The 15267-nt window shown below is 75.2% G+C and carries 10 protein-coding genes; 3 read left to right on the top strand and 7 right to left on the bottom strand.

Translation table 11 applies throughout. From position 1 onward, the window contains the following. Nucleotides 1–30 precede the first annotated feature (30 nt). From ACIQOW_RS38010 to ACIQOW_RS37990, 5 genes are all read right to left on the bottom strand, one after another. Complete coding sequence (locus ACIQOW_RS38010) at nt 31–408, bottom strand: hypothetical protein (RefSeq protein WP_401092400.1); 378 nt, start codon at nt 406–408, stop codon at nt 31–33. Continuing rightward, nucleotides 405–2975: an Hsp70 family protein gene (locus ACIQOW_RS38005; RefSeq protein ID WP_401092399.1), complete on the bottom strand. Its 2571-nt coding sequence runs from the start codon at nt 2973–2975 to the stop codon at nt 405–407. The genes ACIQOW_RS38010 and ACIQOW_RS38005 overlap by 4 nt, the downstream gene beginning before the upstream one ends. A 31-nt stretch (nt 2976–3006) precedes the next feature. Further along, nucleotides 3007–3843: a nucleotide exchange factor GrpE gene (locus tag ACIQOW_RS38000; RefSeq protein WP_401092398.1), complete on the bottom strand. Its 837-nt coding sequence runs from the start codon at nt 3841–3843 to the stop codon at nt 3007–3009. Next, complete coding sequence (locus ACIQOW_RS37995) at nt 3840–4262, bottom strand: hypothetical protein (protein ID WP_401092397.1); 423 nt, start codon at nt 4260–4262, stop codon at nt 3840–3842. The genes ACIQOW_RS38000 and ACIQOW_RS37995 overlap by 4 nt, the downstream gene beginning before the upstream one ends. Before the next feature lie 147 nt (nt 4263–4409). Continuing rightward, nucleotides 4410–8555 (bottom strand): hypothetical protein, encoded by a 4146-nt coding sequence (locus ACIQOW_RS37990; RefSeq protein WP_401092396.1) that lies wholly within the window; start codon nt 8553–8555, stop codon nt 4410–4412. A gap of 241 nt (nt 8556–8796) precedes the next feature. Here ACIQOW_RS37990 and ACIQOW_RS37985 point away from each other — a divergent pair, with 241 nt between their 5' ends. After that, entirely contained in the window at nt 8797–10632 is a 1836-nt protein-coding gene (locus tag ACIQOW_RS37985) for a protein kinase (protein WP_401092395.1), read from the top strand. A 29-nt stretch (nt 10633–10661) separates the two neighbouring features. On the opposite strand, the gene ACIQOW_RS37980 is transcribed toward ACIQOW_RS37985, so the two are convergent. Both ACIQOW_RS37980 and ACIQOW_RS37975 read right to left on the bottom strand, forming a co-directional pair. Next, entirely contained in the window at nt 10662–11213 is a 552-nt protein-coding gene (locus tag ACIQOW_RS37980; RefSeq protein ID WP_401092394.1) for a hypothetical protein, read from the bottom strand. A gap of 169 nt (nt 11214–11382) precedes the next feature. After that, nucleotides 11383–13629 (bottom strand): heavy metal translocating P-type ATPase, encoded by a 2247-nt coding sequence (locus ACIQOW_RS37975; RefSeq protein ID WP_401092393.1) that lies wholly within the window; start codon nt 13627–13629, stop codon nt 11383–11385. Nucleotides 13630–13819: 190 nt separating this feature from the next. Between ACIQOW_RS37975 and ACIQOW_RS37970 the strand changes: the two genes are divergently transcribed. Further along, nucleotides 13820–14170 (top strand): metal-sensitive transcriptional regulator, encoded by a 351-nt coding sequence (locus ACIQOW_RS37970; RefSeq protein ID WP_401092392.1) that lies wholly within the window; start codon nt 13820–13822, stop codon nt 14168–14170. Nucleotides 14171–14203: 33 nt separating this feature from the next. Then, a complete protein-coding gene (locus ACIQOW_RS37965) occupies nt 14204–15133 on the top strand; it encodes a hypothetical protein (RefSeq protein WP_401092391.1) in 930 nt (309 codons plus the stop codon). Nucleotides 15134–15267: the final 134 nt, after the last annotated feature.

Here is a 15267-nt window from a genome sequence, read left to right as displayed (position 1 = left end):
TTGTGAGCACGGCGAGTCGATGTGTGACGATCACACTCGCTCACGATCACAAGCGATCCGCTCCTCCGCACGCCGGATTGACCCGTCCTGGGGCGTGTCGCCCTCCCGGCCCACCGACGCCGCCGCCGAGGGAGCGGCGACGCTCAGTGATTCCAGCAGCTCCCGGGCCGGGGACAGCCCCGGTTCGGCCGCCACCGCCCGGTGCAGCAGCCCGAGGGCGAGGGCCCCGTCCCCGGCCGCCAGGGCGTCCAGCGCCCGGTTGTAGTCGATCCGTCCGGCGTAACGCAGCCGGAACAGCACGGACAGGTCCTCCCGGCAGGACGGGCAGCGCAGGCTCTCCGGGGCGGCCGGGACCCTGCACAGCGGGCAGGACACCTCCGGCGCGCTCAGGGCCTCCACGGCGCTCATCGCGGCCCCGCCTCCTCCGGACGGACCGGGCCGAGCGACTCCTGGGCCGGCTCGCTGCCCAGCTCCCGCTGCGCCTGCGCGTACAGGGCCAGCAGGTTCGACATGTGGGTGTTGACCTCCGCCATGTTGGGCGCCTCCACGGCCGCGTCCAGTCCGCGCAGCTCGGCCATGATCAGCTGGCCCAGGGCGGGCGAGACCATGTTCTGGGTCACGTAGACGTTGCACATGGTGAGCATCCGCATGGTGTGGCCGAGCGCGTCGCACAGCTCGTCCGCCTTCTGGGCCGCGCGCATCGCGCCCTCCCAGTCGGCGGCCTCGCGGCGCAGCCGCAGCTCGGCGGCCACCGACCGCAGCCGGTCCAGGTCGCTCGGATCGAGGTGCTTCTCGCAGTAGTGGATGAACAGGCTCAGGTAGGCCTCGGAGCTGCGCACCCAGCGCTGGGCCTTCAGCTGCTGCTGCGCCAGCTCCAGCGCCGCGTCCACCGACCGGCCGCGGGTCTGCCCGGCCGCCAGGTCGTCCAGGGAGTCCATCATGCGCTGGGCCTCGCGCATCTCGGCCTCCGTCAGCTCGCCGCCCCAGCGGTCGGTGAAGGTCTCGATCTGCCGCTGCTGCTCCTCGACCTGCACCTTCAGCTCGGGGTCGAGCGTCACCCGCTCCAGCTTGACGGTCTTCTCGGCTCCGCCCTGGATCCGCACCGACAGGGTGATGGTGCGGTCGCGGTCGAGGCCGAAGGCGACCTCCACCGGGGTCCGGCCGCCCAGGCCCTCGGGCAGCCGCAGGGTGAGGTGGCCGATCAGCTCGTTCTGCTGGGCGATCTCGTGCTCGCCCTCGTAGACCGCGACCTCCAGCCGCTGCCGGCCGCTGCCGGACACCACGAACTCCCGGCTGACCGGTGAACTCGTCGGGTAGCTGGTGTTCTTGGGGATGATGACGGCGAGGCGGCCGTCGTTGAGCTCGATGCCGAGGTTCTTCGGGGTGATGTCGAACGGGTTGGTGACCTGCGCCAGTTCGCCGCAGCCGGGGCAGACCTCGCAGCCGGGCGGGTTGACCAGGCCGCAGGAGCCGCAGCGCAGGCCGACGTCCTCGGCGGCGGTGGTGGCGGCCCTGGTCTGGCCGGGGGCGCCCGAGCCGAGTGGTTCGCCGCACAGTTCGCAGGCGGTGACGCCGGCGGCGGCCGGGGTGCCGCAGCGCGGGCAGTTGTCGCCGTGCAGCACGGTGGTGGTCCGGCCCTGCTGCGGGACGGAGACCCCGCTGCCGCCCGAACCGCCCAGCTGCTGCTCGCACTTGGGGCAGGCGGCGGCGTCGGCGTCGACCGGGACGTGACAGGCGGGGCAGGAGACCCTGGCACCGCCGAGCAGGGTGGTGGCGCAGTTGGCGCAGTTGGAGGCGGACAGGTCGCCGGGGGCCCGGCACTCGGCGCACTCCACCTCGCCGACCAGCGCGGACTGCACGGCCGCGCCGAGCGCCACGCACTGCATCGGGTTGACGCCGCGCCGGATCCGGCGCGGGCCGAACACCTCGCCGAGCCGCCGGGCGACCAGCGGGATCGCGGTCGAGCCGCCGACCAGCACCACCTCGTCGATGTCCCCGACGGTCAGGTTGGCCTGCATGATGGCCTTGTGGGTCAGCTCGATGGTCCGCTCGATCCGGGCCTCGATCAGCTCCTCGAAGCGGGCCCGCTCGAACTCCGTCTCCAGCACCAGCTGTCCGGCGCCCAGACCGGGCAGGATGACCTCGGAGGACTCCTGGTTGGAGAGCTCGATCTTGATCGTCTCGGCGGTGCCGGCGATCTTCGGACGGTCGCGCAGGTCGGGCTGGTAGTCCGAGCCGTACTCCTCGCGGATGTCCTCCAGCAGCGCGGTGGTGATCGCGCGGTCGAAGTCGTCGCCGCCGAGCAGGTTGTCGCCCTCGATGCCGAGCACCGAGACCGAACCCGGCACCAGCAGCAGGATGGAGATGTCGAAGGTGCCGCCGCCGAGGTCGTAGACCAGGACGGTCCTGCCCTCGTCGCCGGCCTCGGAGGTGATCCCGTACGCCAGGGCGGCGGCGGTCGGCTCGTTGATGATCCGCAGCACGTGCAGGCCGGCCATCCGGCCCGCCTCCTGGGTCGCCGCGACCTGCCGCTCCCCGAAGTAGGCGGGGACGGTGATGACGGCCCGGTGGAAGGGCTCGCCGAAACGCTGCTCGGCGTCCTCCTTGAGGCGGTGCAGGATGATCGCGGAGATCTCGATCGGGGTGTACGAGCGGTCGTTGAACCAGACGTTGACGTCGCCGTCGGTGCCGGCGGTGACCTTGTAGTCGACCTCCTTCAGGGCCGCCTGGACCTGCGGGTCCTTGAACTTGCGGCCCATGAAGCGCTTGACCGAGCGGATCACGTTGGCGCCGTCGATGGCGGTGCGGCTGCGCGCGGTGGAACCCACCAGCAGCTCGCCCTTCCGGCCGCTGCCGACCACGGAGGGCGTGGCCTCCTGGTTCTGCCGGTTGAAGATGATCTCCGGCTCGCCCCGGCGCAGGTGGGCCACCACCGAGTTGGTGGTGCCCAGGTCGATGCCGAGTGTGCGGTACATGTCGTTCCCCTCTTGCCCCTCGTGGTCCTGGCTACTTCTTGCGCTTGGCCTGCTTGGCCTGCCTGGCCTGCTTGGCCACGGTCTTGCCCTGGCGGCGGGCCCGGGGCGGGGTCGTCCTGGGCTGGACGCGGGTGACCGGCGCGGCGACGGTGGTGGGCTCGACGGCCTCGGGCGCCTCGGACGTCTCGGGTTCGACGGCCTGGGGCTCGACCGGCACCGCGGTCACCGCGGGCTCCGGGAGCGGCGAGTCCGCCTCGGCCGCGACCGCCGCCTGCCCCGCCTCCGGCTCAGGCTCCGGCCCTGTCTCCGGCTCAGGCTCAGGCTCAGGCTCAGGATGCGACTCCGGTGCGGCGACCACCACTTGGGCCCGGCGCAGCACCTCGTCTCCCCAGAAGAACCCGGTCACCACCGTCCGTACCACCGTCTCCGGCGCCACCCCGGCCCTGGCCTCGGTGCCCACGATCTCGGTCAGGCCGGGGTCCGCCGTCATGCCCTCCAGGCGCATCGGCCGCACCCTGGCCCTGGCGAGCTGTCCGAGCAGCCGCCGCCGGGTGGCCTCGATGCCGACGCCGCGTCCGAGCGCCACCAGCTCGCGGTCCAGGCCGAGGGCGCCGAGCGCGTCGTCCACCTCGACCAGGATGCCCAGCAGTTCGCGCTGCTCGGCCCGGGCGCTCTGCTTCTGCTCCGTCAGCTTGCTCTCCAGCAGGGACGCCCGGAAGAGCAGCCGGCCGAAGGTCTGCTCCAGGTCGACGTCCTCGACGCCGGGTGGGACCTCCAGCCGCCGGTGGCCGTCGAGCGGGGATGCGGTGGCTACCTCCGAGGTGGCTGCCTCTGAGGCGGGCGCGGCGGAGGTGGGTGCGTCGGTCATTCCGGAACCTCGATCTGCGGCAGCACGGACAGGTCCGCCGCGTAGCGGGCGGGGACGGGCGGTTCGGGGTCGGCGCCGCCCGGAGCGGGTTCGGCGAAGTCGGCGGCCAGTTCGGCGCGGTGGAGGGCGGACAGATCGGCGGGCGGCAGCGGCGGGCGCTCGATGACCAGCAGTGGTTCGGCGAGCGCGGGGGCGAGCAACTCGGCGGCCTGGTCGACCGGCTCCGGCGGCAGCGGCTGCTGGAGGTCCGCCTCCAGACGCCGGTCCGGGTTGCGCAGCAGCGCGGCGGCCTCCTGGATCTGCTGGCGGCTGTACCGGCCGGCCCGCATCGCCGGTCCGACGGCGAGGTTGATCTCGCGTACCCCGGCCGTGAGCGGGATGCCCAGGACCTCGTACGGCGACGGTTCGTGCAGTGGCATGGCGGGCGGTCTCTCTCCTCACGGTGACGGGGACGGTTCGGGCGACGGGGACGGCTCACGAGGCTGGGACGGCTCGGGTGACGGGGAGGGCTGCGGCGTGGTCGCGGCGTACGGTCTACGACGCCTCCAACTGCCGTGCGGTTGCCGTCAGTAGAGCGAGTTGATCCGGCTCTGCATGGCTCGCAGGTCCGCGTCGCGCGGGCTGTGGTTGACGGCCTTGCGAGCCAGCTCGCGGGCCTGGGGCAGCTTGCGGGCGTTGGCCTGCTGGACGGCGTACGAGCCGTAGACGATGCCGAGTTCGCGATGCAGCTTTCCGGTGTCCTCCGGCGTCCGTGACAGGTGGAGCGCCTCCTCCAGCAGGTCGATCGCCATCGGGTAGCGGCGGGCCTCGTACTGGCTGATCGCCTCGCCGCGCCAGACGCTGACCATCAGCCGGCGGATCTCCACCGAGTCGTCGTAGGACCTGGCCTTCTTGAGCATCGCGCACTGGGCGGTGAACGTCTCCTCCTGCATGGCGTCCACCACGTAGTTGGCGAGCATCACCGAGACCCGCCGGGGGGCCTCGTGCTCGACCTCGCCCTCCCACTCCGGGTCGGCGTCCAGGGCCTCGGCCATCCGCTCGACGGCGCGCACCCGGTCGTCGGCGAAGGCGGCGGAGCGGGCGAGGTGGCGCAGCACGAAGGCGAGGCCGATCCGGTGGTCCGGGTCGGGGTTGAGTGCGATCAGCGACCGCCAGGCCTCGGCGGCCTCCTCCAGCTCCGCGTCGGTGGCGTCGGGGCTGCTGAGTTCGCCGGCCCGGTTGCCGAGGGCGGCCTCCAGGAAGTGCCGGGCGGTCGGGTCGTCCGGGGCCAGCTCCGTGCTCTTCTCCAGCAGGGCGAGGGCCCGGCGGTAGTCCTTGTCCTCGTTGTTGATCTTGCGTGCCCACTGCGCGTAGGTGGCGCCGAGGTCGCCGCGCACCTCGGGGTCGTCGGGGGCCAGCGCCAGGGCCTTCTCCAGGAGTTCCGCGGCGCCGGCCTGGTCGTCCATGCTGCTCTTCAGCAGGGCGCGGGCGGCCCGGACGCCGGATTCGGCGGCTATCGCGACGGTGTCGGCGGGCAGCCTGGCGCCGGGGACGGAGCGGGCGCGGGTGAGGCTGTCCAGGGCCTCGCGCCAGTCCTGGTTGCGGTGGTGCTCGCGGGCCTGGCTGACCAGGGACTCGCCGATCAGCTCCTGCCACTCCTCGCCACGCCGCTGCTCGGGCACCGCGTCCAGGGCGGTGACGGCGGCGGCCTGCCGCCCCTGGAACCGCAGGTAGCGCTGCGGGCCGAGGTCGCCGAACAGGCCGAGGGCGAGGGTGAGCGCGGGCGCCTCGGGGCCGTCCGGGTCGGCGGGGCGCCGCCAGGCCCGTACGGCCTGCTCGAAGGCCTCGGCCCAGCCGGCCGGTCCGGGCTCGGTGCGCAGCAGCCGGTCGAGCGTGGGGCCGAGCGCGAGCCGGCGGGCCGGGCGGCCCGGCAGGGTGATCCGGACGGGCTCCTGGGCGAAGGCGTCCGCGCTGTGCGCCTCCATGCCGAGGCGCAGGGTCCAGGCGTCGACCTCGTCGCCGCTGCGCCCGGCGGCCCGGTCCAGGACGCGCAGGTCGTCGCGGAGGCGGTCGAGCAGTCCGGTCCTGGCGGCGGCCAGCCGTTGCGGTTCCGGGGTGCGGCCGGTGATCCGGGCGGACTCGGCCCACAGGTCGGGCTGGTGCAGGGCGGCGACCAGGCAGCCGAGCGTCCAGGACCAGATGCTCTCCTCGGACACTGTCGGGGCATCGGATCCGGTGGCGTCGTCGGAGCGGCCGGAACCGCCGGAGCCGGCCGCGAGCCGGTAGCCGGCCAGGCCGAGCGCGTGCAGCAGCCGGGGGTGGGCCGGGTCCTCGCACAGCAGGTCGCGGTAGGCCTCCCAGGCCTCCCGGTGGCGGCCGTCGACGGCGGCCTGGTGCGCCTCGTGCTCGGCGAGCAGGGCCAGCGCACCGCCCGCCGCCTGGTGGGCGGTGCCGGGGGCGAGGTCGAGGGACTGTCGCAGGTCCACGGCGGCCCGGCCGGGCTGTCCGGCGGCGAGGGCGGCGCCGGCCCGGCGGACCAGCACGGCGGCCCGGGCCGCCCGGGCGTCCGCGGGCAGACCGTCCAACGCCTCGTCCAGGCGGCCGAGTTCGGCGCGCAGCAGGGCGAGGTCGAGCCGGACGGGCTCGGCGGCGGCCTCACCGAGCGCCTCGGCCCAGTCGGCGAGCACGGGTTCGGCCTGCTCGGGAGTGCCGGCCCGGCGGGCGCAGTCGAGGACGGCGCGCAGGGCGGGGGCGGCACAGCGCTCGCAGCGCGGCGAGGCGGCGCCCGCGGGGGCGTGCAGGTGGTCGGCGCAGGCCTCGCGGCCGCAGCCGCCGCAGCTGCCGGTGGCGGGGCGCTCACAGCGTGCGCAGTCGCCGATCGGCTCCCGTGCGGGGGCCGTGCCGGAGCACAGGAAGTGCCGGTACCAGTCCAGTGCGGCGGCCCAGTTGCCGGCCCGTTCGGCGAGCAGGGCGCGCAGCCGGGCGATCGCCGGGTCGCCGGCCGGGTCGGGCGGGCCGAGCAGGGCGATCGTCTGCGCCGGACGGCCCGCCAGCAGGGCGACGGCGGCCAGGTGGTAGCGGTCGCGCAGGCCGCCGCCCGCGTCGAGCAGGCCGGTGACCGGCTGCGGGGTGCCCTCGGCCAGGGCGAGGGCGGCGCGCAACCTGGACTGCCTACGGGTGAGGGCGCCGGGCAGGGTGTCGGCGAGGGTGAGCGCGGCGGCGGCCAGGCGGCGTGGTTCGGCGTGGTCGCGGCCGGTGACCAGCAGGTGGGCCGCCTCGCGCAGGGCGGCCTCGCGCAGCGCGGCGCGGTAGCCGGGGGCGGCCGGGTCTTCGGCGGCGGCCTGCTGCCAGAGTGCGCGGGCGGCCGTCGGGTCGGTGGCCAGTCGGGTGCGGGCGAGCCGGTCGCGGGCGAGGCCCTGGCGGGGGTGCAGGTCCTGGTCGTCCAGCGGTTCCCAGCGGGCGAGGGCGCCGGCCGGGTCGTCGGTGCGGGCGAGGGCGAGGCCGTGGTGGAAGGCGGCGATCGTGGTCCAGCGACTGCCCGGTTCGGTGTCGGCTTCGGCGCGCAGGACGGGCTCGGCCTCCTCGGCCTGCCCGGCGGCGAGCAGGGCGGCGCCGAGCCTGACCCGGGCGGGGCGCCACTCGGGGGCCCGGCCGAGGCCGGCCCGGTAGTCGGCGGCCGCCTCGGCGGGGCGCTGGGCCCGTTCGTGCACCAGGGCGAGCCCGAACCGGGCCGGGGCGAAGGAGGGTAGGACGGTCAGGGCGGCGGTGAACTGCTCCCCGGCCTGTTCGTCGGCGCCGAGCAGCAGGGCCAGCCGACCGAGGGCGTAGCGGGGGCGGGGGTCGGCCGGGCTCTCGTCGGCGGCGGCCGCGAGGTCGCCCCAGGCCTCCCCGGTGGCGCCGAGGCGCTGGCGGGCCAGGCCGCGGAAGAGCAGGGTGTCGGTGCGCAGGGCCTGGCCGCGCCCCCACGGGGAGGGGGCGCCGGCCCCGCGGCGCAGGGCCTCGTCGAAGGCGGTGACGGCGGGTTCGTCACGGTGCAGGGTGTAGAGCTGGGCGCCCCAGCGGAACCAGAGTTCGCCGCTGCCGGAGGGGGCCGCGGCGGCGAGCAGGGCCTCGGCCTCGGCGGCCCGGTCGGTGGCGTTCAGCAGGGCGGCCCGGGCGAGCACCGGCCAGTCCGGTCCCGGAAGGGCGGCGAGCGCCTGGGCGGTGGCGTGGTCGCGCTGCCCGGTGTCGCCGTCCCGGCAGCGCTGTTGCAGCCAGTCGACGGTACGGGCGACGGCCTCGGCCTCCTCGCCGGGCTCGGCGCCCGCGGCGGTGGCCCGGAGGAAGGCGAGCACCGGGCCGAGGTCGCCGTCGGGGGCCCGCATCCGCTCATCGGCGAGGCGGCGCAGGCTCCACCGGGGTATCTGTCCGGCCGGGTCGGCGAGCAGCGGGAAGGCTTCGCGGTGCAGGGCGAGGGTGGCCTGCTGGTCGCCGGTGGGGATGGTGGCCTCGGCCTGGCCGAGCAGGGCGAGGCCGCGCTGGACGCGCAGTTCCCCGGTCCCGTCGGCGAGCCGGCGGGCCAGCCGGGCGTAGCGGCGGCGGGCCTGGGCGGCCTTTCCCGCGGCCAGCCGTTCGGCGGCCGCGGCCAGTGCCCTGGCCGCCGCGGCGGCGTCCAGGGTCCGTCGGCGGGCCAGGACGACGACGGCCGCACCCGCCAGTGCCGCCACGACCAGCAGCACCGCTATCAGCGCCATGCGCCGTCCCCCTGTGTTCGCTTGCCGCCCGCTTCGTGGTCAACGAGGTTCGGGCGATCATGAGTTGACGTCGTGTCGTGATGTTGCTCGGGCGCCATCAGAATAGGCCCTCGATCGGACGGACGAACAGGAAAGAGCACTATCCTGGGCATCACGACGGCACGTTCGGCAGCATCTCCAGCGGCGTGCCGGCAGCGCGTCGGCAAGCACGTCAACAGCGGTCGGAAGCCTCGGGGGTCGTGTGTCGCAGTCGCGTTGGGTGCCCGGCCTCCGGTTCGGGCCGGAGTTCGACCCGGAGCAGTTCGAACTCCTGGAATTCCACCACCGGGGCGGTGAGGCCGAGGTGTGGCGGGCGGTCCGTACCGGGCACAACGGGCGCAAGGAGCTGGTCGCCGCGAAGATCATGCTGGAGCGCGACCCGGCCGAGGTGCGGCGCTGGCTGGGCCGCTGGGACGACGTCTCGCACAACGCGCACCGGCTGGACGTCACCGACCTGGTGGTGCCCAGCTTCCTGCTCGGCCCCTCCCCGCACCGCCCCGGGGGCGCGCCCGGCGGCGCGCTGCTCGGCTACCAGATCTCGCCCTGGGTGGAGGGCGTGCCGCTGCACACCTGGGCGCGCGGCCAGCGCGGCGGCCCCCCGGCGGTGGCCGAGGTGCTGAGCCGGCTCTGCCGGATCGTCGACGAGCTGCACCGCAAGCGCTGGGTGCACCGCGACATCTCCCCCGCCAACGTCCTGGTGGACGAGCAGGGGCAGGTCAAGCTGATCGACCTGACCTTCCTCGCCCCGCTCGACCACGCCCTGACCGTCGCGGTGTTCACTCCCGGGCACGTCCCACCGGAGGCCGAGCAGGTGGGCGGCTTCCCGACCACCGCCAAGGACCTGTTCGCGGTCGGCACCCTCGCCCGCACCCTGCTGCTGCCCGACCACGGCCGCCTCGACCACCGGCTGGCCGCCGAGCAGGCCCGTGCCGAACTGCTGGCGGCGGGCTACGGCGAGCAGCTGGCGCGCTGGGCCTGCGAGCCACTGGCCCGCGAGCCGGACCGCCGGCCCTCCCCGCTCGGCCCGTGGGTCGCCCGGGGCCGTGAACTGCTGCGCGCCCACCGGCCGGTGGCCCGCACCGCGGGCCTGGCCGTGCTGCCGGACCCGGCCGGGCGGCCGCTGCTGGTCACCGGCGGCGCGGACGGCACCGCGCTGGCCGGCCCCGGGCGGCGGGGCCGGCGGCTTCCCGGCGGCCAGGGGCCGGGCCCCGTACGGGAGTTGGCGGCGGGCTGGGCAGGTGGCCAGGGCGAGCTGGTGGTCTGCGCCGAGGACCGCGGCGGCACCCTGTGGGTCGGCACGGCGGCGGGTTGGTGGGAGGCCGCGCGCGGGGTCAACGGCCTTGCGGGCGGGGTCGGTTCGGGTGGCGGGCTGACGGCCTGGACGGCGGTCGGCGGGGCTCTGCGCAGCTACCGCTGGGAGCCCGGCCGCACCCTCACCGGCCAGGAGCACCCCGGCTGCCCGGCCGACCGGGTGCTCGCCGCCGAGGAGGAGCGGCCCGGCTCCTGGCTGCTGCTGGTCGAGCACCGCGAGCGGGCGCTGAGCTGGCGGCCCGGCACCGCCGAACCGCCCCTGCCGGTGGGCCCGGCGGGACCGCTGCGGGCCGGGGCGCTGGCCCGTACCTCCGCCGGTCCGCGGGCGGCCACGCTGCGGCCGGACGGCTCGGTCCAGCTGCACGCCCTCGGCGGCGCCGGGGCGGGCGCGGCACTGGCGGGCACAGCCGGGGCGGGCGCGGCCGGGGCGGGCACCGAGATCGGCGACGGGGAGCCCTCGCTCGGCATCGCCATGGTGGGCCACCGCGGCGGCCCGACCGTCGCCCTGGCCGGAGCGGGCGGCGTACGCCTGCGGCTTCCGGCCGGCGGCGCCTCCCGCCGGCCGCGCTGGTGGCGGCCCACGCTGCGCCCGGCCACCAGGGTCGCGCTCGCCATGGGCGACGACTGGCGGCTCTGCCTGGCGGCCGTGGTGGAGGGCGAGTTGCAGGTGTGGCAGGAGGACGCGGCGTACCGCTGGCAGGCGGTGGAGCTGCCGGAAGGGGCTTAGCGCGGGGCCGGTCCGGGGTCGGTCCGGGGTCAGCCCTGGGCCGGCCCATGGCCCTGGCAGCCGTGGAGCAGTTCGGCGAAGGCCGCCCCGGCGGCGTCCTGCGGGAGGATCCGCTGCGCCCGGTCGCCGTCCGGGGTGCTGATCACGTAGTGCTCGGCGCGGTACGAGTAGTCGTCCCAGGGCTCCCAGCGGTGGGCGCGCAGCAGGGTCCGGCCGCAGCGGGTGCAGCCGATCCACGGCACCAGCACCAGGCCGGCCAGCTCCGGCTCGCTCCAGCCCGTCACCACCTCGGCCTCGTCGCGCTCGCCGTCCAGCAGCCGTACCGGGGCGGGCGCGCCGTCGCCCGGGCAGCGCAGGAGGCCGGGGGTGAGCCGCTCGCGCTCTCCCCACTCCTCGGCGAGCACGGAGATCTGCGCGCGGTCCGCGCCGCCGATCGGGATCTGGCGGGCCAGCAGGCCCTCGACCAACAGACCGAGCCCGCTCTCCTGCTCCCCGATCGCCCAGCAGTCCCTGACGCGCTGGGCGGCGTCGTCCGGCAGGAGGCCGGCGATCCGGTGCCGGAGTGCGGTGTCTTCGTCCATGGGTCGGACTCTAACTCCCCGGCTCCCCGCCGATCCGCGCAGGTCGGCCAGGGGGCAGACGGCGGTGGGTGATCGCGTGGGCCTCTCCGCCCTGCGGAGCCGGGACACGCCGAGGCCCGGAACCCTGACGGCGGGGTCCCGGGGCCTCGGCCCTGTGGTGGGGCGGTGTTCAGCGGAAGCGGCGCAGCCGGAGGCTGTTGCCGACCACGAAGACCGAGGAGAAGGCCATCGCGGCCCCGGCGATCATCGGGTTGAGCAGCCCGGCCGCGGCCAGCGGCAGGGCGGCGACGTTGTAACCGAAGGCCCAGAAGAGGTTGCTCTTGATGGTGCCGAGGGTGCGGCGGGAGAGCCGGATGGCGTCCGCCGCGGCCAGCAGGTCGCCGCGGACCAGGGTGAGGTCGCCGGCCTCGATCGCGGCGTCGGTGCCGGTGCCCATCGCCAGACCCAGGTCGGCCTGGGCGAGGGCGGCCGCGTCGTTGACACCGTCGCCGACCATCGCCACGACCTTGCCCTCGGCCTGGAGCCGCTTGACGGTCTCGACCTTGTCCTGCGGCATGACCTCGGCGATCACGTGCTCCGGCGCGATGCCGACCTCGGCCGCGACGGCCTCGGCGACCAGCTTGTTGTCGCCGGTCAGCAGCACCGGGGTGAGACCCAGGGCGCGCAGCTTGCCGATCGCTTCGGCGCTGGTCGGCTTGACCGCGTCGGCGACCTCCAGCACGGCCCGCGCCTCGCCGTCCCAGCCGACCGCGATCGCGGTGCGGCCGGCCGCCTCGGCGGTGCGCTTGGCCTCGGCCAGCGCCTCGGGCAGGTGCTGCGACCACTCGTTCAGCAGGGCCTCCCGGCCGGCGACCACGGCGTGGCCGTCCACCACGCCCTGGACGCCCAGGCCGGGGACGTTCTCGAAGCCCTCGACGGCGGGCAGTTCGCCGGCCTTCGCGGCGGCGGTGGCGATCGCCCGGGCGATCGGGTGCTCGGAGGCGTGCTCCAGGGCTCCGGCCAGGCGCAGCACCTCGGCCTCGGTGGCGGTGCCGGCGGTGTGGACGGCGAGCAGGGTCATCTGGCCGGTGGTGACGGTGCCGGTCTTGTCCAGGACGACGGTGTCGACCTTGCGGGTGGACTCCAGCACCTCGGGGCCCTTGATCAGGATGCCGAGCTGGGCGCCGCGGCCGGTGCCGACCAGCAGGGCGGTCGGGGTGGCCAGGCCCAGGGCGCAGGGGCAGGCGATGATCAGCACGGCCACCGCGGCCGTGAAGGCGGCGGTCCAGCCCTCGCCGGTGCCCAGCCAGTAGCCGAGGGTGGCCACCGCGAGGGTGATCACGATCGGCACGAAGACCGCGGAGATCCGGTCCGCGAGGCGTTGCGCGGCGGCCTTGCCGTTCTGCGCGTCCTCCACCAGCCGGGCCATCCTTGACAGTTGGGTGTCCGCGCCGACCCTGGTCGCCTCGACCACCAGCCGGCCGCCCGCGTTGACGGTGGCGCCGGTGACGCCGTCACCGATCCCGACCTCGACCGGGACGGACTCGCCGGTCAGCATCGAGGCGTCCACCGCCGAGGCGCCCTCGACCACCACTCCGTCGGTGGCGATCTTCTCGCCGGGCCTGACCACGAAGCGGTCGCCCACCGCGAGGTCCGCGATCGGGATGCGCACCTCTCCCCCGCCACGCAGCACCGTCACGTCCTTGGCGCCCAGTTCCAGCAGCGCCTTGAGAGCGGCCCCCGCGGTGCGCTTGGAGCGGGCCTCGAAGTAGCGGCCGGCCAGGATGAACGCGGTGACGCCGGCCGCCGCCTCCAGGTAGATGTTGGACGAGCCGTCGCTGCGGGCGATGGTGAACTCGAAGCCGTGCCGCATGCCCGGCATCCCGGCGTCGCCGAGGAACAGCGCCCACAGCGACCAGAGGAACGCGGCGGTGGTGCCGAGCGAAACCAGGGTGTCCATGGTCGCGGCGCCGTGCCGGGCGTTGGTGAACGCGGCCCGGTGGAACGGCCAGGCGGCGTAGGTGACGACCGGGGCGGCCAGGGTCAGCGACAGCCACTGCCAGTTGTCGAACTGGAGGGCCGGCACCATCGCCATCGCGATCACCGGCACGGCGAGGGCCACCGCGGTGAACAACCGCTGGCGCAGCGGGGCCAGTTCGTCGGCCGGCTCGGCCTGCACGGCGCCCGCGCCCCCTTCCCCGGCCGGGGGCTTGGGCAGCGCGGCGGTGTAGCCGGTGGCCTCGACGGTGGCGATCAGGTCGGTGACCTCGACGCCGTCCTCGAAGGAGACCTTCGCCTTCTCGGTCGCGTAGTTGACGCTGGCCGTGACCCCGTCCATCCGGTTGAGCTTCTTCTCGATGCGGGCCGCGCACGAGGCGCACGTCATTCCGCCGATCGAGAGTTCCACCTCCGCTGAGGCGGGTGCCTGCGTAGTCATCGTCGCTCCTCGTGACGTCGTCCTGCGGTTTCGGTGGCCGGGCCTTCATACCTTGGTGGGGTATCGGGCGGTGCCGGGTTCATTTATACCCCTGAGGGGTATCAACGGCAAGCCCTGCCGGATACCCCCTGCCGGTATTTTTCAGGGACGGCGATCCGCTTGACTTGATACCCCCATAGGGTATTCACTCGTGGGCATCGAGCCGCAGGGCGCACCCGCCCCCCACAGGCCGCTCACCGGAACCCCGAGGAGGCCCCGCATGGCCGGCTACCACGCCGACAAGGACCAGCTCCTGCGCCGACTGCGCCGCGTCGAGGGCCAGATCCGCGGCCTCCAGCGCATGGTCGACACCGACACCTACTGCATCGACACGCTGACCCAGGTCTCGGCCGCCACCAAGGCCCTCCAGTCCGTCGCACTGCAACTGCTCGACAGCCACCTCGCCCACTGCGTCCACGACGCCATCGCGGCCGGCGGCGCCGAGGCGGACGCCAAGGTCGCCGAGGCCTCGCAGGCCATCGCCCGGCTCATGCGGGCCTGACCCCCTCCCCTTCGAACATCCCAGGAGACCGCCATGAACACCCCGCTGCGCATCACCGCCTTCGCCGCCGGACTCGCCGCCGCCTTCGGCCTCGCCCTCGGCGTCGGCCACGCCACCGGCAGCGGCCCCGCGGCCAAGCCCGCCTCACACACCGGGCACCCAGGAAGCGGCACGGGAGGCGGCGCGGCCGCCGAACACCTGCCCGGCGGGCTCCAGGTCTCCGAGCGCGGCTACACCCTCAGCGTCGAGAACCCCTTCGTGACCGCCGGCTCCCCCACCGACCTGCGCTTCCGCATCCTCGGCACGGACGGCAAGCCGGTCACCGCCTACCAGCAGCAGCACGAGAAGGACCTGCACCTGATCGTCGCCCCGCGCGACCTGTCGACCTTCCAGCACCTGCACCCGACCCTGGCCGCCGACGGCACCTGGAGCGCCCCGACCGCCGTCCCCGCCGCCGGCGAGTACCGGGTCTTCGCGGACTTCACCCCGGCCGGGGCGAGTGAGGGACTCACCCTCGGCGCCGACCTGCACGCCGCGGGCGACCTGCGGCCCGCCCCGCTGCCGGAGACCGGCCGCACCGTCACCGTCGACGGCTACACCGTCACCCTGGGCGGCGACCTCACCCCCGGCCGCAGCGGCCCGCTCACCCTGAGCGTCAGCAAGGACGGCAAGCCGGTCACCGACCTCCAGCCCTACCTCGGCGCGTACGGCCACCTCGTCGCGCTGCGCGCCGGCGACCTGGCGTACCTCCACGTCCACCCGGACACCAGCGCCCCGGGCCCGGAGATCGGCTTCACCACCACCGCCCCGAGCACCGGCAGCTACCGGCTCTTCCTGGACTTCAAGCACCAGGACACCGTCCGCACGGCGGCGTTCACCGTCACCACGAACGGCGCCGCGGCCCCGGCCGCCCCCGCACCCACCGCCGAACACACCGGGGAGGCCGGCGGCCACCAGCACTGAAACCCGGCAGTGGGGGGGGGGGGCGCCCGCCCCGGGGCCCCCCCCCCCCCCCGCGGCGCCGCGACCGAGGGAGAAAACCACGAAAACAACAACACCAACACACACAACAGACCACACAAAACCCCAGAAATAGC

The sequence above is a fragment of the Kitasatospora sp. NPDC091335 genome, from assembly GCF_044757205.1.
Lineage (GTDB): Bacteria > Actinomycetota > Actinomycetes > Streptomycetales > Streptomycetaceae > Kitasatospora.
This window is presented reverse-complemented; position numbering and strand designations above follow the sequence as displayed.